The organism is Ruficoccus sp. ZRK36, from assembly GCF_019603315.1.
GTDB lineage: Bacteria > Verrucomicrobiota > Verrucomicrobiia > Opitutales > Cerasicoccaceae > Ruficoccus.
On the sequence record NZ_CP080649.1, the window covers coordinates 2,781,599 to 2,804,041 of the forward strand.

18 protein-coding genes are annotated in these 22,443 nt (G+C 59.2%); 9 read left to right on the forward strand and 9 right to left on the reverse strand.

Annotated elements, in window-relative coordinates:
• The first annotated feature begins 88 nt into the window (after window positions 1-88).
• Together K0V07_RS12190 and K0V07_RS12195 are read left to right on the forward strand one after the other, a co-directional pair.
• Window positions 89-1,798, forward strand: a complete 1,710-nt coding sequence (locus K0V07_RS12190) for a sensor histidine kinase (RefSeq protein ID WP_220621668.1) — start codon at window positions 89-91, stop codon at window positions 1,796-1,798.
• 124 nt (window positions 1,799-1,922) lie between these two features.
• Window positions 1,923-2,894, forward strand: a complete 972-nt coding sequence (locus K0V07_RS12195; protein WP_220621669.1) for a hypothetical protein — start codon at window positions 1,923-1,925, stop codon at window positions 2,892-2,894.
• 36 nt (window positions 2,895-2,930) lie between these two features.
• Here K0V07_RS12195 and K0V07_RS12200 read toward each other — a convergent pair whose 3' ends face one another.
• From K0V07_RS12200 to K0V07_RS12230, 7 genes are all read right to left on the reverse strand, one after another.
• Window positions 2,931-4,280, reverse strand: a complete 1,350-nt coding sequence (locus tag K0V07_RS12200; protein ID WP_220621670.1) for an SGNH/GDSL hydrolase family protein — start codon at window positions 4,278-4,280, stop codon at window positions 2,931-2,933.
• Window positions 4,281-4,644: 364 nt separating this feature from the next.
• On the reverse strand, window positions 4,645-5,526 hold the full coding sequence (locus tag K0V07_RS12205; RefSeq protein ID WP_220621671.1) for a hypothetical protein: 882 nt from the start codon (window positions 5,524-5,526) through the stop codon (window positions 4,645-4,647).
• 63 nt (window positions 5,527-5,589) lie between these two features.
• Window positions 5,590-6,483, reverse strand: a complete 894-nt coding sequence (locus tag K0V07_RS12210) for a hypothetical protein (RefSeq protein WP_220621672.1) — start codon at window positions 6,481-6,483, stop codon at window positions 5,590-5,592.
• Window positions 6,484-6,546: 63 nt separating this feature from the next.
• A complete protein-coding gene (locus K0V07_RS12215) occupies window positions 6,547-7,404 on the reverse strand; it encodes a hypothetical protein (protein ID WP_220621673.1) in 858 nt (285 codons plus the stop codon).
• A 55-nt stretch (window positions 7,405-7,459) separates the two neighbouring features.
• Window positions 7,460-8,347, reverse strand: coding sequence for a hypothetical protein (locus K0V07_RS12220; protein ID WP_220621674.1), 888 nt, complete (start codon window positions 8,345-8,347; stop codon window positions 7,460-7,462).
• A 106-nt stretch (window positions 8,348-8,453) separates the two neighbouring features.
• Window positions 8,454-9,509, reverse strand: a complete 1,056-nt coding sequence (locus tag K0V07_RS12225; RefSeq protein WP_220621675.1) for a hydroxyacid dehydrogenase — start codon at window positions 9,507-9,509, stop codon at window positions 8,454-8,456.
• A 95-nt stretch (window positions 9,510-9,604) separates the two neighbouring features.
• Window positions 9,605-10,660: a LacI family DNA-binding transcriptional regulator gene (locus K0V07_RS12230; RefSeq protein WP_220621676.1), complete on the reverse strand. Its 1,056-nt coding sequence runs from the start codon at window positions 10,658-10,660 to the stop codon at window positions 9,605-9,607.
• Between the two features lie 209 nt (window positions 10,661-10,869).
• On the opposite strand from K0V07_RS12230, the gene K0V07_RS12235 reads away from it, so the two are divergent.
• Entirely contained in the window at window positions 10,870-11,952 is a 1,083-nt protein-coding gene (locus K0V07_RS12235; protein ID WP_220621677.1) for a LacI family DNA-binding transcriptional regulator, read from the forward strand.
• Between the two features lie 54 nt (window positions 11,953-12,006).
• On the opposite strand, the gene K0V07_RS12240 is transcribed toward K0V07_RS12235, so the two are convergent.
• A complete protein-coding gene (locus K0V07_RS12240) occupies window positions 12,007-13,848 on the reverse strand; it encodes a hypothetical protein (protein ID WP_220621678.1) in 1,842 nt (613 codons plus the stop codon).
• Between the two features lie 239 nt (window positions 13,849-14,087).
• Between K0V07_RS12240 and K0V07_RS12245 the strand changes: the two genes are divergently transcribed.
• Complete coding sequence (locus tag K0V07_RS12245; RefSeq protein WP_220621679.1) at window positions 14,088-15,110, forward strand: glycoside hydrolase family protein; 1,023 nt, start codon at window positions 14,088-14,090, stop codon at window positions 15,108-15,110.
• A 50-nt stretch (window positions 15,111-15,160) separates the two neighbouring features.
• On the opposite strand, the gene K0V07_RS12250 is transcribed toward K0V07_RS12245, so the two are convergent.
• Window positions 15,161-15,829 (reverse strand): CerR family C-terminal domain-containing protein, encoded by a 669-nt coding sequence (locus tag K0V07_RS12250; protein ID WP_220621680.1) that lies wholly within the window; start codon window positions 15,827-15,829, stop codon window positions 15,161-15,163.
• A 74-nt stretch (window positions 15,830-15,903) separates the two neighbouring features.
• On the opposite strand from K0V07_RS12250, the gene K0V07_RS12255 reads away from it, so the two are divergent.
• Genes K0V07_RS12255 through K0V07_RS12275 form a run of 5 tightly spaced genes read left to right on the forward strand, consistent with a single transcriptional unit; the run spans window position 15,904 to window position 22,441 of the window.
• Window positions 15,904-17,421, forward strand: coding sequence for an efflux transporter outer membrane subunit (locus K0V07_RS12255; protein WP_220621681.1), 1,518 nt, complete (start codon window positions 15,904-15,906; stop codon window positions 17,419-17,421).
• Window positions 17,411-18,415: an efflux RND transporter periplasmic adaptor subunit gene (locus K0V07_RS12260; protein WP_220621682.1), complete on the forward strand. Its 1,005-nt coding sequence runs from the start codon at window positions 17,411-17,413 to the stop codon at window positions 18,413-18,415. Before K0V07_RS12255 ends, K0V07_RS12260 begins: the two co-directional genes overlap by 11 nt.
• Window positions 18,416-18,441: 26 nt before the next feature.
• Window positions 18,442-20,193: an ATP-binding cassette domain-containing protein gene (locus tag K0V07_RS12265; RefSeq protein WP_220621683.1), complete on the forward strand. Its 1,752-nt coding sequence runs from the start codon at window positions 18,442-18,444 to the stop codon at window positions 20,191-20,193.
• Window positions 20,190-21,329, forward strand: coding sequence for an ABC transporter permease (locus tag K0V07_RS12270; RefSeq protein WP_220621684.1), 1,140 nt, complete (start codon window positions 20,190-20,192; stop codon window positions 21,327-21,329). The genes K0V07_RS12265 and K0V07_RS12270 overlap by 4 nt, the downstream gene beginning before the upstream one ends.
• On the forward strand, window positions 21,326-22,441 hold the full coding sequence (locus K0V07_RS12275; RefSeq protein WP_220621685.1) for an ABC transporter permease: 1,116 nt from the start codon (window positions 21,326-21,328) through the stop codon (window positions 22,439-22,441). Before K0V07_RS12270 ends, K0V07_RS12275 begins: the two co-directional genes overlap by 4 nt.
• Window positions 22,442-22,443 lie beyond the last annotated feature (2 nt).

Sequence of the window (22,443 nt, forward strand, 5' to 3'; positions counted from 1 at the left end):
GCGATGAATCATTCATCACAGAGAAATGGCTGCTTTTGCGCGCTATCGTTTAGTCTGGATTGTTTGTTTACTGCTGCTGGCGGGTTTTTTGACCAATAGCATCAGCAGCTACTATGTTTCCCGCGACAGTGTCCGTGAGACCATCACCGAGAGCTCGCTGCCCCTGACGGCGGACAATATCTACTCTGTGATTCAGCGGGACCTGCTCCGGCCGATCTTCATCTCGTCGATGATGGCCAATGACGCGTTTCTGCGTGACTGGACGATCAACGGGGAGGTGGATGTAAAACAGATGCAGCGCTATCTGGAGGAGATTCGGCGCGAGTACGGAACAGTGACCAGTTTCTTCATCTCTGAGAAAAGCCGTAACTACTACTACTGGGGAGGCGTGCTCAAGCAGGTCGATGAGAATGAGCCCCGCGATGTCTGGTACTTCAGAGTGCGTGAGATGGAGAAGCCCTTCGAGATCAACGTCGATATCGACATGGCAAACAACGACGCGCTCACGGTATTCGTGAATTACCGGGTCTATGACTATGAGGGCAACTATATCGGTGCGGCAGGAACGGGGCTCACCGTTAACCGCGTTAACGCCCTGATCGAGGAATATGAAGGGCGATTCAACCGGGAGATATTTTTCGTCGATCGCGAAGGAAACATTATCCTGGGGCCTTCGAAGGGGAGGCTGACGACGTACGGGAATCTGGACGCCGTCCCCGGCCTGAAGAAGGACGCGCAGAGTCTGACGAGCGGCACGGAGGAGCAAAAGATCCGCTACGAACGCGACGGCAAAACCTATTTCCTGAACAGCCGCTGGATCCCCGAGTTGAACTGGTACCTGATGGTGGAGCAGTCGGAGGACGAATTACTCTCGCCTCTGCGGCATACGCTCCTGGTCAACATTCTGCTTTCCTTGGCGATCACGGCGATCGTCTCGTGGATGTGCGTATCGATCATTAGCCTCTACCATAAGCGCCTGCGGGCTCGGAATGAGGAGCTATCAGCCAAAAACGCCGAGATCGAAAAGCAGAAGCATGAGCTGCAAGAGGCAGCCACTGATCTGGAAGAGGCCAATGATGCGCTCTCGGCCATGAACCGCGAGAAGGACGAGTTCCTCGGGATAGTAGCGCACGATCTGCGTAGCCCGCTGAGCACGATCCTTGGCCTCTGCTATATTCTGGAGGACGAGGTCGGCGAGGGGAACTCACGGGCATTGGAGTTTATCAAGGATATTGAAAACAGCAGCCTGCACATGCAGGAGCTGATCGGAGACATCCTCGACATCACCTCGATTGAGAGCTTCCACGGCCCCGTCGACTTGGAGCCCTGCGTCTGGAATAGCCTGGCAACAGACGCCGCCGAGCGGTTCAAGTCTCAGGCTGCGACCAAGCAGATAAACCTTACGACAAACCTGGACCCGGCAGGCGAGCAGGAGATCCTCACGCGGGGGAAGTGGCTGGCGATCTGCCTGAACAATCTCGTCAACAACGCCATCAAATACTCTCCGCTGGGGAGCCGGGTATGGATCGAGACGGCCCTGTGCGAAGACAATGTTTTTGAGCTGCGGGTGTGTGATGAGGGGCCGGGCATCCCTGAGCCTGAGCACGAAAAGCTCTTTCAGAAGTTCAGCCCGCTCTCGTCACAGCCGACCGGGGGCGAGTCCTCCAGTGGTCTGGGGCTGTATATCGTTCGCAAGATGTGCCAGCGCCTGGGGGCAAACATCGAACTGCGTCCGGGATCTGGAAATGGGTGCTGCTTTGTCATTCGCCACCCCCGCCACACCGACAAGCGCATATAGACGTTTCAATAGTGAGAATCGCGACTGATTCGGGATTCTGGCATTGATTCAGAGTGATGCTGTCCATTGGCTATTCGGTGCTGTTACAGGCCAATCTTCGGCTGTTTCTTACCTATCGACTCACATGTATACGACCGTCAAAACCGCTTGCTGGGAAGCTACATTTACGCCTGAACACGGAGGCCAGCTCGTCCGGCTGAAATACCTGCCGCGCGACCGGGACATCCTTCACTACCCGGAGAGTAGCGAAGCATTCTTTGCGCAGCCGGAGCGATTTGGCGTGCCCGTTCTTTTTCCTCCGAACCGCATCAGCGGCGGGAGTTTTGAGTTCGAGGGGCGTAGCTACTCGTTCCCGATTAATGATGTCGCACGCGGGAATCACATCCACGGCGTCGTCCTGCATGAGCCGTGGGAGATGGTGGTCGACGAGCCGAGTGCCGACACTGACGACCTGCGTGTCCGCCTGAGCTTTACGCATGACGATAAGCGTGAAACCTTTGGTGGGTATCCGCATCGTTTTCGCCTGAGCCAGCACTATCTCTTTCGCGAGGATTGCGTCGAGCACGAGGTGGTCTTGGAAAATCTGGATGAACCGGACAGCCCGGCGCTGCCTTTCGGGTTGGGCTATCACACCGCGTTTCGCGTACCGAACCCAGATGGCGCACAGCCCCGGCTCTTCGTGACGGCTGCCGATTACCGTCACGAAATGGTCGAGACCCTGCCGAGTCTGCGGCATCTGCCCTGGCCGGAGGCCTCCGAGTATTGGCGCGAGGGCGGGCTGCCCTACGTGATCGAGCCGTCGGTAAGTGTGCACACGCCCGCACTTACCGGTCAGCGCGACGGGCAGCCTTTTCGGGGGGCTTTGCTGGACTTCGAGCAGGAAAACCTGCGCGTGGTCTACGCCGTGGACGAAGCCTTCGGCCAGTGGTTTCTCTGGGCTCCTCCGGACGACCTGCGTGCGCTCTGCATCGAGCCGATGACCTGTATGGCCAACGCCGCCAATCTCCCGCTCCCGGCGGAAGAGTCGGGCTGGCTCTCTCTGGCGGCGGGGCAATCCTGGCGGACGCATACGCAGATCAGCGTCGAGTCGCTCTAAGAGCACCCGCGCTGCTGCCACTGCCTTGAGGCATGCTCAGGGGACCATCTCGCCGACGATGAAGATCGCGCCGGGGTACCAGAAGCTATCCGCATAGAGCGCGGGATTCGCGTCGTACTTGTCGCGGTTACGCTCGAAGAGGATGTTTCGCTTGTCCAGCGGTTCGTCCAGGACACGGATGGAGACCTCGTGGACCTCGTTCTTGAGGTTGTCGCCGATGCTTAGGATGGATAGGCGGTCGTAGGTGCAGTAGCCGTCCATGCGGACCTTTTTACGGGACTTGCCATCTAGGGTGATCTCAAGCGTCGCGCCACGCGGCCCGATGACATCGTAGATCATGACTTTGGTGCCCTTAAATTTGAAGTGCAGCTCAGAGCCAGGTGCGAGCTGGTAGAGGGGGGAGAGGCGCTCGGCGAAGCGCTTGGCCATGGCGTCACCCGGTGCGGTGAGGTCAACATAGGGGCCGCTCAACTCGTTATCCGTGATCGAGAGCCGCTGAGCCTGTTCCCAGTTTTGTGGGTCGAGGGGCTTGTCCTGCAGGCTGTGCTTGAGCACACCGGCATCGCCACTCATATCCTCCAGGCAGCGGGTGAGCACCTGGGTGTAGAGGACATGGCCCGTCTCGGGGTAGGGGTGGACGCCATCCTTGGAGAAAATGATGCGCCCCTGCTCGTCGGTGGCCAGCTCGGCTGCTTCGTTTAGCTCGTCGCCGGAGACTTGAGTCATCGGGGCCTTGGTCTCCATGACCAGTTTGCCTTCCTTCTCAAGCTTGGCCACATTCATGCCGAAGTGGATGCTGGGGATGCCGTAGTAGTCAGCGACTTCCTCCATGGCGGCAGTCGAGGTCTTCACTTTGCCCTCGGCCAGCACTTTGCTGTCGTATTTGGTCACGGTATAGACAAAGCAGATGTCGGTTTCGGGGTTGGCTTCCCAGGTCTTGCGGACGATGCCTTCCATGGCCTTGATCACACTATCGCGGCGCTTGCTGGCGTCGTTGACCGCGAACTCCACGAAGAGCAGGTCCGGGTGGTGGCTGAGGGCATCGTTCTCTGCGCGGAAGACGCCGACATCGGAGCCGGTCCCTCCGATCGCGGCGGAGACGGGCACGATTTTGGCGTCCGGGTACTCCTTTTGAAGCCACTCTGCGCTCTGTACGCGCCAGCCGTTCTGAGCGGTGATGCTGCCTCCAAAGTAGACGACGGTGACTTCTTCACCCTTGTCGAGCTTGTTGAAAAAGTTAGGCAATCCCTCCCGAGGCGTGAACTCCACTGCATCGCGGTCGGAGAATCGGTCAGCGGCGGAGCAGGGGCTGATGAAGGCCATCAGCGGAAGCGTGAAAAGAGAGGCGGTGGCGAGGCCGCGCATGAAGGGCAGTTTGTTGAGCATGGGTTGGCGTTAACTAACGATTATGAAAAGTGGTCCGGCTGAGCGAATACCTTTCCCTGCTCTTTATCTATGACAAGCAGAGGGTGACTCGTGCCCGGATTATCGTGTTGTATCGCGGCGGGGAAGGCGAGTCAAGCGGGGTGACGATCCAGATTATGTGAATCGTTCAATAGCTGTGCTTCAGCGAAAGTGGGATCGGTTATAAAAGGAGGGCGGACACCTAGATGTCCGCCCTCTGCACTGGCTGAGGAATACCCCTATTCCTCGATACTAACCAAAACTCACAGCATCGACTTGAGCTTGGGGCTCAGGTGGTAGCTGTGATGAAAAAGATTTCTTGTTGGGGTACCTTGAAGAAATGAAACTAGCGGCGGCTGCCCTTGAAGCGGCGCCACAGGAAGCTGAGCATCAGGATACCGATGCCGGCGAGCACAGAGCTGGAGGCCGGCTCAGGGATCGAGATGTCCGAGCTGACTTTCATGTCGTCGATATAGAGCGCGTCCTGGAAGGAGCTGTATGACTTAGCCGCGAAGTTTACATTTGCGATATTTGAGTAGGTAACGGGGTCTTCTGAAACCCCATCGCCACCACTACCGGGTACGTCATCACCGATGAGGACTCCGTCGAGATAGACGTCCATGGTTTTAGATGCGACGCTCCCGCCGGCATAGCTCATGCTGTCTGCAGAGTTGTTGAAGACAATCGTCACGGCATAGGCTGTATCCATCGAGTAGGTGGAGAGTACATCGCCGTTACCGATGCTAGCTCCAACGCCTGCGTGCAGATTTCCTTCATTCAATACTAGCGAAAAGGAGGTCTTGGTATTTCCAAGACCGTAGCCGATACGTAGTGCCCAACCGTAGCCGACACTTGCGGCATCCGTCGGGTCCACAAAGCGGAAATCTATCTGGCCGGTGAGTGTGCTCTCGGTAAAACTATTACTGGATACGGAAATATTGTATCGCTCCACGGTCTGGGTCACCGCCATATCCATGAATTTATTGGACGTGCCGGAGCCGAAGAGATTTCCCGTATCTTCTACGACAGTGAAAGTATCAGGCAGGGAACCTGTGCCGAAAGTTGGGTTTTCGCTGGCTTGTGCGTTCCATTCGGTGTCGGTGGCACCGATCAGCTCCAAGCCGTTTGCGTATTCGTTGAAGTTGTCCTCAAACAGGACAGCAGCGCTGCCCAGAATCGGAGTCAGGAGACCGGCGCTGAGCGCCAGTGTGGTGATTACGTGATTCATAATGTATGTCTTGGGGTCGTGAGGTATTAGGGGTGGCTATTTTATGAAGTTACGCGGAGTGTCCTAGCTGCGCGCGCCTTTGAGGCGGCGGCGCAGGAAGGTGACCAAAAGGACGGAGATGCCGATGAGGAAGGCGCTGGTGGAGGGCTCGGGGATCGAGATGTCCGAGTTGACTTCCACATCGTCGATATAGAGCGTATCCTGGAAGGGGCTGTAGGCCTTAGCAGTGAAGTTGATATTAGCGATGTTCGTGTAGGTAACAGGGTCATCGATCGGATCGCTTGAAAATCCCTCGCCACCACTGCCGGGCACATCATTACCAATGAGGACCCCGTCAAGATAGACGTCCATGGTTTTAGATGCGACGCTTCCGCCAGCATAGATCATGCTGTCCGCAGAGTTGTTGAAGACAATCGTCACGGCATAGGCTGTGTCCATCGAGTAGGTGGAGAGCACATCGCCGTTACCGATACTAGCTCCAACGCCTGTATGCAGCTTCCCTTCATCTAAAATAATGGCAAATGAGGTTTTGTCGTTCCCATTGCCATATCCGATTCGCACAGCCCAGCCATAGCCAGTGCTTGCTGCATCCGTCGGGTCCACAAAGCGGAAATCAACCTGGCCGGTGAGTGTGCTACTTGTAAAAGCGTTTGCGGAGGAGTTAATATTGTATTTCTCTACGGTTTGGGTCACTGCCATCTTCATGAATTTATTGGACGTGCCGGAGCCGAAGAGATTCCCCGAATCTTCTATGACAGAGAATGCGTCAGGCAGCGTTCCTGTGCCGTAATTTGGGTTTTCAGAGGCGTATGCGTTCCATTCGGTGTCGGGGGCAGTGATGAGGTCCAAGCCATTCGCGTATTCGTTGAAGTTGTCCTCAAACAAGACAGCAGCGCTGCCCAGAATCGGAGTCAGGAGACCGGCGCTGAGCGCCAGTGTGGTGATTACGTGATTCATAATGTATGTCTTGGGGTCGTGAGGTATTAGGGTTGGCTATTTTATGAAGTTACGCGGAGTGTCCTAGCTGCGCGCGCCTTTGAGGCGGCGGCGCAGGAACGTGATCAGGAGAACCGACATGCCGATTAGGAAGGCGCTGGTGGAGGGCTCGGGGATCGAGATGTCCGTACTAACCTCCACATCGTCGATGTAGAGCGTGTCTGCGAAGGCGTTCCAGGATTTGGAGGTGAAGTTCACGCTGGCGATGTTTTCGTGGGAGGTGGAGGTTGTGCCTTCTGTCCCAGAGCCAGCGAGATTCGTCCCGACACGCACGCCGTCGACGTAAACATCCATCGTCTTGGAGGCTATACTACCTCCGGCATAGCTGATCGTGTCGGCTGAGTTGTTGAAGACGATCGTGACGGTGTAGGCCGTATCCATGTCATAGCTGAGCAAGACGTCTCCTTTACCAACGCTAGTACCTGTCCCAGCGTATAATGAGCCCTCGTCCATGATCAGTGAAAAGGAGGTAACGCCATTACCTGAGCCGGGACCGATACGAATGGCCCAGCCGTCACCGGTGCTGGAGGCATCCGTCGGATCGTAGAAGCGATAGGATACCTGACCGGTTAACGTATTCTCCGTGAAGGACTTGGAGGAGACGGCAGTAGACTTTTGCACAATCTCGTTCGTAATCGCCATGCGCATGTAGTTACTGGATGTACCCTGGCCAAAGTAGTTCGCCGTGTCTTGCTGGACGGTGAAGACGTCTGTTTCGGTTTCCGTGTTGTTATAGACGTTCCATTCGGAGCCCGAAAGCCCGTCCAGGTCCGAGCCAGCAGCGTACTCATTGAAGTTGTCTTCGAATACGACCGCGGCTGAGCCGATGAGGGGGGCAAACAGGCTGGTCGACAGGATAAGTGCGGTAAGTTTATGATTCATGGGTATTTGGGGGTGTTTTGGTTAGCTTTATTATCTAGGTGCGTGGGTGCGCATCTTAGCGGCGCGCGCCTTTGAGGCGGCGGCGCAGAAAGGTGACCAGGAGGACGGAGATGCCGATGAGGAAGGCGCTGGTGGAGGGCTCGGGGATCGAGATATCCGTGCTGACTATCACATCGTCGATGTTCAGCGTATCTTGAAAGTCGCTGTAGGATTTGGACGTAAAGTTGATGTTGGAGATATTATCGTAGGTCAGTGGGTCTTCGATCGGATCGGTTGAAACCCCGTGCCCACCGCTGCCTGCGACGTCATCACCGATCAGGATACCGTCGAGGTAGACGTCCATGGTTTTGCTGGCGACGGATTTGCTTGAGTAGTCGAAGCTGCTTGCAGAGTTGTTGTACACGATGGTAACCGTATGGGCCGTATCCATAGAGTAGTTCGTGAGCGTAACACCTTTATTGACGCCGGTACCGGAGCCTGCGGAAAGCACACCTTCGTTCAGGATAATTCCAAAGCAAGTGTTGCCGTTCCCGGCGTAGCCGTCACCGATACGCAGAGCCCAGCCAGAGCCAATACTGGAGGCATCCGTCGGGTCATAAAATTTAAAGGATACTTGTCCAGTCACACTGGTTTCCGAGAAATCATGCGCACTCATCACGATGCTATATTGGCTGATCGTCGAGGTGACGGCCATTTCCACATACTTGTTCGATGTGCCAGCGCCGAAGTAGTCATTGCTGTCTTCAAGTACGGTAAAGACATCCAGGAGTGGGGATTCAGTTTGGCTGTTGGCACTTGCGCCCCACTGGGTGCCCGAGGCTCCAATCATTTCCAGGCCGTTCGCATATTCGTTGAAATCATCTTCGAACATGACGGCGGCGGAGCCGGCTAAGGGGGGGAGGAAACTGGCAACAAGCGCCAGGGTTTTCAGGGTATTGTTCATGGGGTGTTTTGGTTGGGGTTATTCAGTCAGTGAAAAGACCTGAAAGTGTGAGGGGATCGTAGGGGATATATTTCTGAAGGGGGTGGATAAAGCGAAAGCAGGGGGGTCAGGTAGATCGAAGGTAGGTTGTCATGTCGATGCGTGCCTCGACGGGCTGCCCTGCCAGGTAGCGCTCGATGTTCTCCAAGGCAAGCTGGCCACAGGCGATGTAGCAGTCGCGTGTAGGCCCGGCGATATGGGGGGAGATAATAAGGTCGTCGCACCGGAGTAGCTCGGAATCTGTGCCGGGAGGCTCGGCGTCGAGCACGTCAAGGGCGATGCGCAGGCGACCGTTTTTACTTTCATTAATCAATGCCTGCTCGTCCACAACTGGGCCACGGCCAACATTGACGAAGACGGCGTTATCGGGCAGCAGGCTGAGGTGGTGCGCCGTGACGGAGCCGCGGCTGCTTTCCGTCAGTGCCTCGCATTCGATGATAATATCTTTACCGCTGAAAAGCTCTTCCAGGCTCTCGCAAGGCTCGACGCCATGCTCCTCCATGAGCGCATGCGGTACACCAGATGAATAGCAGCTGATGGAGAGATTGTAGCTCTGCAGCAGCCGAACGATCTCGCGGGCGACCTTGCCAAATCCGTGCAAGCCGAGGCTTCGGCCGCTCAGACTCATGGTGTTCAGGCTGCGCTTGGCGGTATGGAATTCCTCGCAAGACTTGCTGGCTACATCCTTCCAGCGCGTGATCTGACGCAGGCTGGCAAGGGTTAACAAAATTGCGTGTTCTGCGACCGGTGTGCTGGCCAAGGTGCCCCAGTTGCTGACGAGAATGCCTTTTTCAAGGGCCAGTTGGGGGACGACTCGGCGCACTGATCCGGTGAGGTTACAGATGTATTTCACCTGGAACCAGGGGCTCTCGATGATCTCGTCCGTCAGCGCAGGAGTCGACCAGCCTGTCATCAAGATCGTCGGTGCAAAATCCTTCAGGATTTCTGCCCATTCAGACCTGTCAATCTCGTTGGAGAAGAGGACCTTCCAGCATACGTTCGCAGAGTCCTTTGGCAGGCCATCAGGCAGGAAACTCAGGAATTCCTGCTCGTTGATAACCAGCAAAATCCGTTGCTCAGTCGTGGAAACCGATGTCGGCTGCAGCCCTGCGGGCCCGGCCATAACAGCGTTTTCATGGGAAGATGGATTCTGCATACACCTAATATATAGGCGACTCTCGCTTTAGTGTGAAGATCGCCCCTACTCGCACATGCTAGTCAGGAGGCTTTTGTGCGTTTTTTCTTTGCCTTCTTTTTGGGGGTACGAAGGTCAGGGAGGGTTCTGCCCTCGGCCCATATCCCCTCGGCATGGATGCGCAGGGCACGCTCGGGGATGCCGCGCTCGCCGCGCAGCATCATATTCGTCAGGTGATCGACGGCGACCCGTCCGATATTGATCCCGTCCTCGCAAACGCCTGACATGGACGAGTTCGTTGTTACCATGAGCGGGCAGGCTATTGCGACGTCTTGTGGGACGCGTACACCGACTTGCTCCAGCATATGGGCCGTATTATGTGAGCCGCTGACGATGGCCTCGACCTTGTTCCCGTTTTCAGCCAGCTCCTCAAGCTGCCTTTTGAGCCGGGGGCCGTTGTTGGTTTGAAAATCGATGATGATCGGTTTTTCGCCGATTTTCTGCTGCCACACGAGATAGGCGGCCAGGAAATTGTGGTCGGTGCGCTCGTCGTGGATCGGGCTAAAGGCAAAGGCGATCTTTCGGTACCCGCGTTGGTGCATCTTTTCCATGACCATGCAGGTCGAGCGGTACTGGGTGGAGGTCACGGTGTGGAGCTTGGGCTCCATCAGTGTGTAGCCGAACGTAATGAATGAAAAGTCGTCCCACTTGAAGTCGAGCACCATGTGGGCATGGGGCTGCGGACAGAGCAGAATGCCATTAACGTTGCGGGCCTTGAGGATCGACGCCATCCGCTGGAAGCTCATCTCGTCGGGCGTCATTTCAAAGACTTCCAATTGGTAGCCGTATTTGTCGGCCCGCTCCTTGGCACCCTCGTAGTACTGCGTGAAGATTCGGAGATTTCGCCAGTTGTACTTGATGTTGTCGTCGTTAATGGCGAGCCACGCAATGACACCGTGGAAGCTGCGGATCTGGAGGCTGCTGCGGTAGGCAGACAGTGCAGAGAGCACGGGATCGGGGCGGTACCCCATCTCCTCCGCGATCTTCTGGATGCGGTCCCGGGTAGCCTGGGGGAGGCTGGGGTGGTTCTTAAATGCGAGCGAAACCGTCGCCCTGTGGACGCCGGCGGCCTTGGCCACATCTTGTTGCGTTACGCGTTTGCCCTGCATACTAGCATGAGTAAGTAACTGGCTCGTGGCATCACCTGTCAAGGGGGAAGATTTCGATGGCCCTGTTTTCGGGATGAGTCCAGAGAGGTGAGGAAGGGGCTTTTTATCGCCGCCTCAGAAGCTTCGCATGTGCATTCCGGCATTGTGCAGTTTGGGTTATCTTGGTTGAGTATTCTCTCATGGATGAAGAAACCCCGAGTGTCGGAGTGACGATGGCTGATGTGGCACGCCTGGCAGGCGTGCATCCCTCCACCGTGTCTCGGGCGCTCAGGGGCGACACTCGCATCAGCGCGGAGGTACGTGAGCAAGTCAGGGAGGTGGCGGACCGACTCGGCTATCGCCCGAATCCGCTTCTCACGGCGCTTTCGTCACTGCGACACCAGCACTCGCAGCACAAGACGCCGACGACGCTGGCCTACGTCCTGCGTGAAGAGACTCACGTCACCGACCATTTCAAAGGTGTGAAAAAGGCGGCCACGGCCAGCGGCTTCAAGGTCGAGGTCTTCACCATCGGCTCCTCGCTTTCACCCAAGCGGCTCAACCAGATACTGACCTATCGCAATATCCTCGGGGTCATTCTCGCGCCCCTGCCCGAGGCCCACGGTTCGTTTGAGCTGGATTGGGATAAGTACGCTACGGTCGCGCTGGAGTATACCTTTTTGCATCCTCGCTTCGACCGTATCGTGCCCGATAGCTTCCAGTCCGTCGTGCAGGTGCTCAAGCAGTGCGCGAACTACGGCCACCGCCGTGTCGGCATCGTGCTCAGCCACGCTGTCCATGAGCGAAACGAGGGCCTGCTCGTGGCGGCGTACGAGTACCATGTGCGCCGGGACAATCGTCTGGTATTGATTGAGCCCCTGATCGTCGGCCCCGAGGGGGAGGAGGCTGCTATCCATGACTGGCTACTGCGGGCACAGCCCGAGGTCGTCATCACCTCTAACCGCATTATGTCGGAGGTGCGAAAGTGTATGGATACATTGGGCCTGGATGTGCCGCGCCAGATCGGGCTCGTCAATCTGAACGCAGACCCGGTCTCACCGGAGCATGCCGGTATCGTCCTGAATGCCCAGATGATGGGCGAGCAGGCTGCCTACCACCTGGTCCATAAGCTCCACCATAACCAGTTCGGGGTGCCAGCCTCACCCGTCTCGATCCAGACTTACTTCAGGTGGGTCGATGGGCCGACGTTGATTCCGGCAAAAGAGATGGAGCGGCCGGCCGTTTACGATGCGCAGCAGTCCGCACCGGCGAGCGCAGAGTAAGCCTGCGTTCACGTAAAGCCACGATTGTGGCGGCCTTTTCCGTGGTCGATGTGCTTAGCTTTCCAGTTTAAACAGTGCCGTGTCGGGTTTTTTAAACGTGTACTCGAAGCTGTCGCCGCCGATCTCGATCGTTTGTCCGGTGAACAGCTCCGTCGCCCGGTTGCAGGGGGAGGGGAGAGCGATGCGCTGACGTCCGCCCTCGGCGGTATGCACCGCGACGAATCGGCTGTTGGCGTAGACGGGCTGCTCCTGCTCGCAATATAAGTGCACACCGCTGGCGGCGGCAGCCTGCTTGAGGACGGCGGAGGTCAGTTCCTCGCCCTGGTGGACGTAGGTCAGGCGGTGTCCGTCACGCTCGACGGTTGTCGCGCCGGGGGTGCCCCATGGGGTGCCGCATATCTGCGCCACGCGTTCAGGGTCGAGGCTTTCGCCATCGCTGATTCCGGGGGCGTACAGATACAGAGAGCCGGTGCCGGATGTCTGCACATATTGGCGCAGGATTTCCAGTTTATCCTCCGTCATCTCGAAGATGGCGGGCAGTATCCAGAACTTGATACGCTCGCGGTTCGGGATCGCGGGGATGTCGTCAAAGTGATAGCACTCCCAGGGTGCTCCGATACAGTCAAGGGCCCGCTTTGTTTCATTATAGAACCACTTTACCCGCGAGTCGTGCTGGTTGAGGTAGTAGATGCTCTCGGGGTCGATGATGAGGGCGATCTCGGCGGTATCGACGACGGGGTCCGAAATATGCGTGGCGTAGATTTCCCGGGATTTGGCGAGTGTGCCGAGGATGTCAGGCGTTTCGTAGTAGCCTCCCCACATGTCGAACCACCAGAGAGAGGTGCGCTTAAGCAGGGAGTTTGCCAACTCACGCTTGAGCCCGGCCACGGCCTTTTCCTCCGTGTCCCAGGTGCGTTTGTCAAAGACCGCGTACTCCGACATGGCGAGGTTACTGGTGTGGGTCTGCTGGTCGCACTCGCGCAGATAGCCCTTGCCGTGCAGGCGGATGCTCTCTGTCGGCCCGAGGTCGCCGCTGCCCATGCCGATAAAGGCGAAGCCCCCCTGCGGGGAGATGAGGAAGTCCAGCTCCTCGCAGGCGAGCAGGCGGCGGCAGTCGTTGTTACCGACGATCACGCGCCAGTCCTGCAGTACGAGCGGGTAGCCGAAGAAGACGCCCAGCTCGGTCTTGTCGCTGACGCAGGCGCGGGCTTTTTTCAAAAAATACTCAATCGCGTCGGAGATCTCGTCCGCGCACCAGCCGATGTATTCGAGCGTGGTGCCGTCGGTCTGCGGGTCGCGCAGGAGCCCGTCAAAGGAGACATGCGTGCGCGCATTGAGGCCAGGGATGTCCTCGGCAGGCTTGCCCTGTTGGGTCTGGTATTCGTTCCAGGCCTTGGTGCGTGAGCGGCTTTCGGAGAGGTTGGAGTTGTCGTACCACTCGCAGGTGCCGCCACAGGCGAGCACATAGGCGGTGACGCGGCCGGGGTGGTTGGTCTCGATATGGCGAATGAGCGCCTCCATGTAGGCGGCGGTTGTTTCGCGCCAGGCAGGGTCTGAGGTGAGGCGACCGAGTTGATTAAAGCTGTCGCACTTGAGCTTGTGACGGGAGAGCCACTCCGGAGTATTCAGGTCCACCATGCAGATCAGGCGGCTGCCGGGGCAGTTGGCGGTGAGGTCGGCAATCTGCTGATCGACCGGCGAGAACTCGTACTGGCCCTGTATGCCCGACATGGTGAAGTGCCAGGACGGGGCATATTTGCAGTACGGTTCAGCAAGGGAGTTGGTGGTGTTTCCGGCGAAGAAACAGACCGTATCGCCTCCGGTATCTGCGAAGCGGCGGTGGCCCTCTGGCTCCGGCCAAAAAGAACGGTAAGCAAAGTACTGGTTTTTATCCATGGAGATTAAAGTGATTGGGGCGGCGGTATTTATCCGGGATCAGGTTCAGGATGCAACGGGTTTGGATATGCCTCGTATGGGGCACAGGAAAAGTCAGGTTTCTAAGCATGGTGCGTCGGACGCCGTGAACAACATCTTAGTCGTGCGCACTGTCGCATAGCGTGATTTGTAGCGTAATGCGCAATGAATTGCACAGCTTTTCCGTTGTTTGCCAGGGGGCTGATGACAGGTTACGCGGGATGAACTCCAGCCCCCGGTCTGATGAACTGACATTCTACAAGCGGCTCCAGCCCGTGCCCGTGGAGGGCGGCTTTCGGATGCCCGGTTACTGGGTCTGGTGCGGCTCGGCCATTCAGGGTGAGGACGGGCGCTATCACCTGTTCGCGTCCCGCTGGTCGCAGGAGTTTCCGATGTTCTCCGGCTATATCCTGCACTCGGAGATCGTCCACGCGGTCGCGGATACGCCGAGCGGCCCCTATACCTTTGTGGAAAAGATTCTCCCCTGCACGGCAGCGGATGCCTGGGATGGCCGGATGGCCCACAACCCGACCATTCGCAAGCAGGGCGACACCTATCTGCTGTACTACATCGCCTCGACCTATTCACGTCCGGACGGCGCAGCGGATACGGAGGAGATGTGCGAGGAAAGCTATGCCAATATCCGTATCGGGCTGGCGACTGCCCGCTCTGTCAATGGTCCGTGGGAGGTCCGCTCTGAACCTGTCCTGGATGTGCGGCCCGGTAAATGGGACCACGCCATCGTGACAAACCCCGCTCCGGTCATTCGCCCGGACGGTGGGGTGCTGCTGTACTACCGTGCCAATACACCCGAGGGACTCGCAATCGGTGTGGCCGGAGCTGACAGCTATAAGGGTCCCTATCGTCGTCTGTCAGATGAGCCGGTGTTGCACTTCGAGAACGGAGACTTTGTCGAGGACCCCTTTGTGTGGTGGTCGGGGGATCGCTACGAGATGCTCGCCAAGGACATGCTCGGTGGCTTGACCGGTGAGCTGCATGCCGGGGTACATATGATCTCCCCCGATGGGCTGGAGTGGCAGCTCGCGGATTCCCCCAAGGCTTACTCCCGCGATATCGCCTACGCCGACGGGAGCCGGATGCGACTGGGCAGCCTGGAGCGCCCGCAGCTCCTGTTCGATGAGAACAACCAGCCCGTTTGTCTCTTTGCGGCGGCGGCAGACGGCCCCGGTGGCTTCTATGAGGCGAAGCACACCTGGAACATCGCGATTCCGATTTCGGATTAAGCGCCTCCGACCAGGTGAGGAGAGGCGCCGCGATCAAAGGCTGGTTGTCGTCAGGGGCGGGGATTGATCCCGTGCATGATAAAGGTAAAGACGCGCTCGGCCATGGCCTCGATCTCGGCAGGCTTCTCGGGGATTTTGCCGGGGAAGCGCTCCAGGAGCGGACGGCAGAGGGCGAACTGGATGACCAGCAGTACGATGCGGTTAGCGGTTTCCTCGATCTGCGCAGTGGGGGCTTTTTTTTCGAGCAGACGACCTACGATGCCGGAGAGTTTTAGGCGGATAGGCAGAAAGACCTCCCGCACGAGTTCGTCAAAAACATTGGTGGGCAGGGCGAGCTCGCGCATCATCATGGCGGGCAGATAGGGGTAGTCCCGGCGGCGCTGCATCAGCGAAACGATGAAGCTGCGGGTGAACAATCGCAGGGCTTCGTCGGGTGGGCCGGATACGTCCATGTCGGCGATTGAGCCGCGCTCCGTCAGGTCACGGTAGGTGCTGAAAAGGGTCTCACGGTAGAGGGCCTCCTTACCGCCGAAGTAGTAGCGTACCGCCCCAAGGTTGGCGTTCGCGCTCTGGCAGATCGCGCGCAGGCTCGCTGCCTGATAGCCCTCCTGGGCGAAAATCATCCCTGCGGCGCGCATCAGGCGGGCCCGCGTTTCCATCCCGTCCTCACGCCGGGGAAGCGTGCGGGGAGTGGGGGATTTTCGTGGACTTTTTTTCATACGATTGTTTGACTTATGCCTTTGCCGCCTTCTTATATAATACGAACGTTTAACTTAATCGCGTGATATTTCCAATGCAAAAAACACGCTTTCTGCTCCCGCTCGCCAGTGCCTTTTCGGCTCTGCTGATTGGCGGCTGCATGGTCGGCCCCGACTATGATGGGGTCGAGCCAGCGCCCGGCACGTCGATGGACTGGCGCGGACAGACTCAGGAGGAGTATCTTTCCACGGAGGCGGTGAGGCCGGAGACGCGCTGGTGGGAGCGCTTCGAGGACCCGGAGCTGGACCGCCTTGTGCAGGTCGCGATGGCGGGAAACTTCGAGCTGGCGCAGGCGGCGGCGAATGTGCAGGCCGCTTATGCGCGGCGAGGCGTCGTCAATGCCGAGCGACTGCCCAGCCTCGATGCCGAGGCATCCTATACGGCCGCCGGTGCCGGGAAGAAGTCCGCGACTTTTAACGGCCCGCCCCCCGGCATGCATGGCGAGCTTTTCGGGGCCGGTGCTATCGCCGCCTGGGAGGTGGACCTGTGGGGGCGCGTCGCCCGCTTGGTTGAATCGGCCGATGCCGACATCGAGGCGGCCCGCAATGCTTACCATGCGGCGGCTGTTGCGCTGGCCGCCGAGACGGCGCTGGCCTACATCGATGTGCGGACACTGGATGAGCGACTGGCCGCACTGGAGCAAAATATCGAGCTGCAGCTGAAAACTCTGGAGCTGACCGAGGAGCGCTATGACAGCGGAGAGGGGCGGCTGCTTGATGTATCTCAGGCGCGACGGCTCCTGGAGCGCACCCGTGCTGAGCGGCCCCGCCTGGAGCAGGCTCGCTCGCAGGCGGAAAACCGCCTTGCCGCGCTTTTGGGAGAACTCCCGCAGGACGGCCTGATCGGGACCGGTGCGGACGAACTGACACTGCCGGAAATCAACGGCCTGGGCCTGCCCGCACAACTTCTGGTGAGGCGCCCCGACGTGCTCGAAGCCGAGCAGGGCTATGCGGCCGCTATCGCGCGTATCGGCTCAGCCGAGGCGGAGCGTTTCCCCCGCCTGACGATCGCCGGTTCCTTTACCCTGCAGGCGGATGATGCTGCTAACTATTTCAGTCCCGAGTCGTTTATCTACTCGATTGGGCCGACCCTGCAGCTCCCGATCTTTGAGGGGGGGCGCATCACCAGTAATATCGCGGTGCGCAAATCCGAGGCTGATGCCGCCCGCTGGAAGCTCGAGCAGACGCTCGTCACGGCGGTGCGGGAGGTCGAGGATGCTGCCACCGGCGTGGTCAAGGCCGAGGCCCGCTATGGACATATGCGCGACGCCTACGATGCCGCAGCGCTGACTGTCGAGCAGACGCAGGAGCGTTACGATGCCGGGATGACAGATCTATTCGAGCTGACGGATTCGCAGCGGCAGCTGGTTGAGATCGAGGACTCCGTGCTCGTCGCCCGGCAGCAGACCTTTGTGCAGACCGTTTACCTCTACCGCGCGCTCGGCGGGGGCTGGGCCGCGCTCGATCAGATGCGCCCGCTGGAGACCGTACCCGCCAACGCCCACCTGAGCCTTACCGAAAAAACTTCTGACGACACCGACCATGAAGATTAAACCCATTCTCGCCGTTCTCGTGCTCGCCGGTATTGGTGTGGGGCTCTGGATCTGGAAGCCCTTTGCCACGAGCGACGCTGAAAACGAGCACCGGATATACGGTAACGTGGACATCCGCATCTCGCGTCTGGCCTTTAACGAGTCCGAGCTCATCACCGAAATGCTGGTCGATGAGGGTGACCCGGTACAGGCCGGTCAACCCCTGGCCAAGCTGCGGGCCGAGCGGCTGGAAGCCCAGCTCTCCGAGGCCCGTGCGCAGGTGGCCACTCAACAGGCTGTGGTTAATCGTCTTGAGAATGGCTCCCGTCCGCAGGAGATAGAACGTGCTCGCGCAGACATGGCAGCGGCACAGGTACGACTGGATAAGGCCAAAAACGACTTTAGCCGGGTCGAGAAAACCGCGAAGACCGGGGCCAGCAGCCAGCGGGAGTTTGACCGCATTAAGGCGCTGCTCGATGAAGCGGAGGCGGACCTGATTGCTCGTGAGCAGACGCTCGACCTCGCGGTGGAGGGGCCGCGACAGGAGGTGATCGATGAAGCCCGCGCCCGTCTGGGTGCGCTGGAGGATGCGGTCGCGCTTTTGGAGATTCGCGTGCGCGACACAGTTCTGTATGCGCCGGAGGACGGTGTCATTGAAACTCGATACGGCGAGCCCGGCCAGATGGCCACGCCTGCCACGCCGGTACTTTCGCTCGCTCTGAATGCCCGCAAGTGGGTCCGTGCCTACCTGCCGGAGCCCTTGTTGGGACAAGTGCAGCCGGGCCAGAAGGTGAAGGTTTTTTCCGATTCCTGGCCGAGGCAGTCTTTCGCCGGCACGGTCGGCTTTATCTCGCCGGTGGCGGAGTTTACGCCGAAGACGGTAGAGACCGAGGAGCTGCGGACAAAGCTCGTCTATGAGGTACGCGTCTGGGTCGAGGATGACGAAAACCGCCTGCGGCTTGGCATGCCGGTGACGGTTGATCTCGCCTCGGCGGGGGAGGGCACCCGTCGCTAAGCGCCGGGAATGGCTTTTGTTTTATTATGAGTGAACCGGGCAAAGCCGTCCTGGAGTACCGGGGGGTGACGAAGCGCTTCGCCAAGGACGGGCCGCCTGCGGTTGACGCGATCTCCCTGGACGTGCTGGCCGGGCGGGTGACGGGACTGGCCGGTCCCGACGGCGCGGGTAAGACCACGCTTATCCGGCTGGCGGCGGGGCTGTTGGTGCCCGAGAGTGGCACCGTGTCGGTGCTGGGGCTGGATGCCGAGCGTGATCCGCTGGAGATACGCGGGAAGATCGGCTACATGCCGCAGCAGTTCGGGCTTTATCAGGACCTCACCGTGCGCGAAAATCTGGAGCTGTACGCAGACCTGCAGGGGGTAGACGGCGGGCTGCGGGAGGAACGCTTTGAGAAGCTGCTCGCGATGAGCGGACTGCGCCCCTATACCGGACGGCTGGCGGGCAAACTCTCCGGCGGCATGAAGCAAAAACTCGGGCTGTCCTGCTCGCTGATCAAAAGCCCCGGCCTGCTCCTGCTCGATGAGCCGACGGTGGGCGTCGATCCGGTATCCCGGCGCGAGCTGTGGGACATCGTTTACCAACTGGTTAACGAGGACGGAATCGGTGTGCTGCTGGCCACCGCTTATCTGGATGAGGTGGACCGCTGCCAGCAGGTTTTTATGCTGGAGCGTGGGCAGGTGGTCGATGTCGGGCCGCCGGAGCATTTCCATCGGCAGGTAGCCGGGCGCGTCTTTGTTTTGAATCCCGCTGCGGAGATCAACCCGCGGACGCTTCAGTCTGCCGCCATGCGCGCGGAGGGCGTCATCGATGCCACGATCCGCTCCGGCCGCGTGAGGTGTGTGCTGAAGGCTGAAGCAGGCCGGGAATGCCTTGAAACGGGCCAGACTGGGCCGCTTACCTCGGAGATGGAGGAGGGCGTGCCGAACTTTGAGGATGCCTTTATGGCGTTGGCGCGGCACCACGAGATTCATATCCCCGAGGCCGATCCAGAGACGCAGAGTGCTGCCAATGCCGAGCGTAAACCAGCCATCGTAGTAAAGGACCTGGTCAAGCGTTTCGGGGACTTCGCAGCGGTGCAGGGGATCAACTTCAGTGTGGCGCCGGGGGAGGTCTTCGGCTTGCTCGGCCCCAATGGCGCGGGCAAGACCACGACCTTTCGCATGCTCTGCGGGCTTATGCGTGTGAGTGAGGGAGAGGTGCTCATCGCGGGGCGAGACCTGCGGCACTCACCCAGTGAGGCGCGCTCCCGTCTAGGCTACATGGCGCAGCAGTTTTCGCTCTATCGACAGCTCTCGGTGCTCACGAACCTGAAGTTTTACGGTCAGGCCTATGGGCTGCACGGGCGGCGGCTGCGTGAGCGTATCGACTGGGCACTGGAGGAGTTTGACCTCAAAGACCGGCGACGCGACGACGCAGAAGACCTGCCCGGTGGCTACCGGCAGCGTCTGGCGATGGCTACGGCCATGCTGCATGACCCGGACATCCTTTTTCTCGACGAGCCGACCTCGGGTGCAGACCCGTTGGCGCGGCGGGAGTTCTGGCTGCGTATCAACGGCTTTGCCCAGCAGGGGGTGACCGTCCTCGTGACCACGCACTTCATGGAAGAGGCCGAGTACTGCGACCGGATGATTATCATGTCCCGTGGGACTGAGCTGGCACACGGGCGTCCCGCCGAAATCCGTGAGCTGGTCCGCTCAGATGAGCACACCGATCCCACGATCGAGGACGCCTTTGTGGTGCTGGCCCGCCGGGCTCAGGAGGAGGCCGGCGAATGAACAAGGGCTTTAACAAAGCACACCTCCTGCGCTTACGTGGTTTCCTGCGTAAGGAGGCGCTGCAGATCCGTCGTGACCCGAGCAGCATCCTGCTGGCGCTGGTGCTGCCGATCTTGCTGCTCGTCCTGCTCGGCTACGGCGTATCGCTCAACCCGGTCAATGTCCCGCTGGCCTGGGTGGATGACAGTCCCTCGGAAGCCTCGCGGGATCTGCGGGGTTCCTTTGAGGGTAACTCTTACTATGTGCTGACGACGTGTGCCTCGCTGCATGAGGCGCAGCAACTGGTCGAGACCGGGCGGGTGGACGGCATCATCCATCTGCAAAGTGATTTTGACCGCCGGGTCGCCCGTGGCGAGACCGCTCCGGTGCAGCTCCTGCTCAACGGCGTGGACGCCAACCGTGCCAATATCGTGCGCGGCTATGTCGGGGCGACACTGGGCGTATGGACGCAGAAGCGAGCCTCCTGGGGTACGCCGGTGGCGCAGAGCGGGGCCGTGGTCAACGCGCGCCTGTGGTTTAATGCCGCCAGCGAGAGCCGCAACTTTCTCGTGCCGGGCCTGATCGTGATTATCATGACCGTGACGGGGACGCTGCTCACGGCGCTCATTATCGCCCGTGAAAGCGAACGCGGCACACTGGAGGCCATTCTGGCCACACCGCTGCGGGTCTATGAATTTCTGATCGGGAAGACGCTGCCGTACTTCGTGCTCGGCATGCTCGGTTTCTTTCTATCGGTGGCCGGAGGCATCTTTGTATTCGGAGTGCCGCTGCGCGGCTCGTTCTGGCTGCTGACACTTTGCAGCAGCGTCTTCCTGCTCGCAGCGCTTGGTCTGGGGCTGGCGTTGTCGGCGCGGGTGCGGGTACAGTTTGTGGCGGCACAGCTTTCGATGATTATCGGCTTCCTCCCGGCCTTCTTCCTGTCGGGACTGATCTTCGACCTGCATAGCACGCCGGATTTTGTCCAGGCGCTCAGCTATCTGGTGCCCGCGCGTTATTTCGTGTCGATCTGCCAGACGCTTTTCCTGGCCGGAGACGTCTGGTCCGTGGTCGGCCCGGCCTTGCTCGCGCTGTCATTCTTTGGCGTGCTCTTTTTTGTCCTGGCCCGCAAGAACCTCAGCCTGAGGATTAAGCGATGAAGACCGCCCTGCGACGTCTGTGGACCCTGATCCTGAAGGAGTTTATGCTCATCCTGCGCGACCCGAAAAGCCGCATGGTGGTGATCAGCCCGCCGATTCTGCAGTTTTTTCTTTTCGGCTATGCGGCGACCTTTGACGTGTCGCATGTGCGCTATGCCTACCTCGACGAATCCCGCTCAGCGGCTTCGCGGACGCTGCTGGCCGCCTTTGACGGGAGCGATGCCTTTGAGCTGACCGATGTGCTGCAATCCCCGCAGCAGTTCGATGCGATGATCGATGCGAGGAAGGTCGCTCTGATCATTCATATCGGGCAGAGCTTTGAAAGGGATTTGGCGGCGGGGCGTCCGGCGCAGGTGCAGATCATTGGGGATGGGCGCAACTCGAACGTCGCTACCGTCGCTATCGGCTATGCGGGGGAGATCGTGGAGGCGTTTAACCGGGACCCGTGGGGTGCCTCGGCCATGCCGGAAACGGTACGGCTGGTGGACCGCGCCTGGTACAACTCGAACCTGTTGAGCCGCTGGTTTATCGTATCGGCGCTGGCGGCCACGATTGGGATGGTTATCGTGCTGCTGCTGGCCAGTCTCTCCGTGGCACGCGAACGCGAGTTTGGCACCTTTGACCAACTCATGGTGGCGCCGTTTCGACCGTGGGAAATCCTCGTCGGTAAGTCCGTACCGGGGATAGCCTTTGGGCTGCTGGATGGGTTGCTGCTATCGCTGGGGGCGATCTATTGGTTTGATGTGCCCTTCCGGGGGACGTTTATGGCCCTGGTGCCAGCGCTACTGGTTTTCTTTGTCTCCATCGTAGGAGTGGGGCTGTTGATCTCCTCCCTCTCGCTGACGATGCAGCAGGGGCTGCTCGGGGCTTTTACGTTTATCATGCCGTCGGTGATTCTGTCGGGCTTCGCCACGCCGGTCTCGAACATGCCCGAGTGGCTGCAGACGGTGACGCTCGTCAATCCGTTACGCTACGCGGTGCATGCGCTCAGGGACATATTCCTGCAAGGGGCAGACCTGCCTCAGGTGTGGCCGCAAATCTGGCCCATGATCCTGATCGCGTGTGTGACCTTGCCGCTGGCGGCATGGATGTTCCGCAATCGAACCGAGTAGCG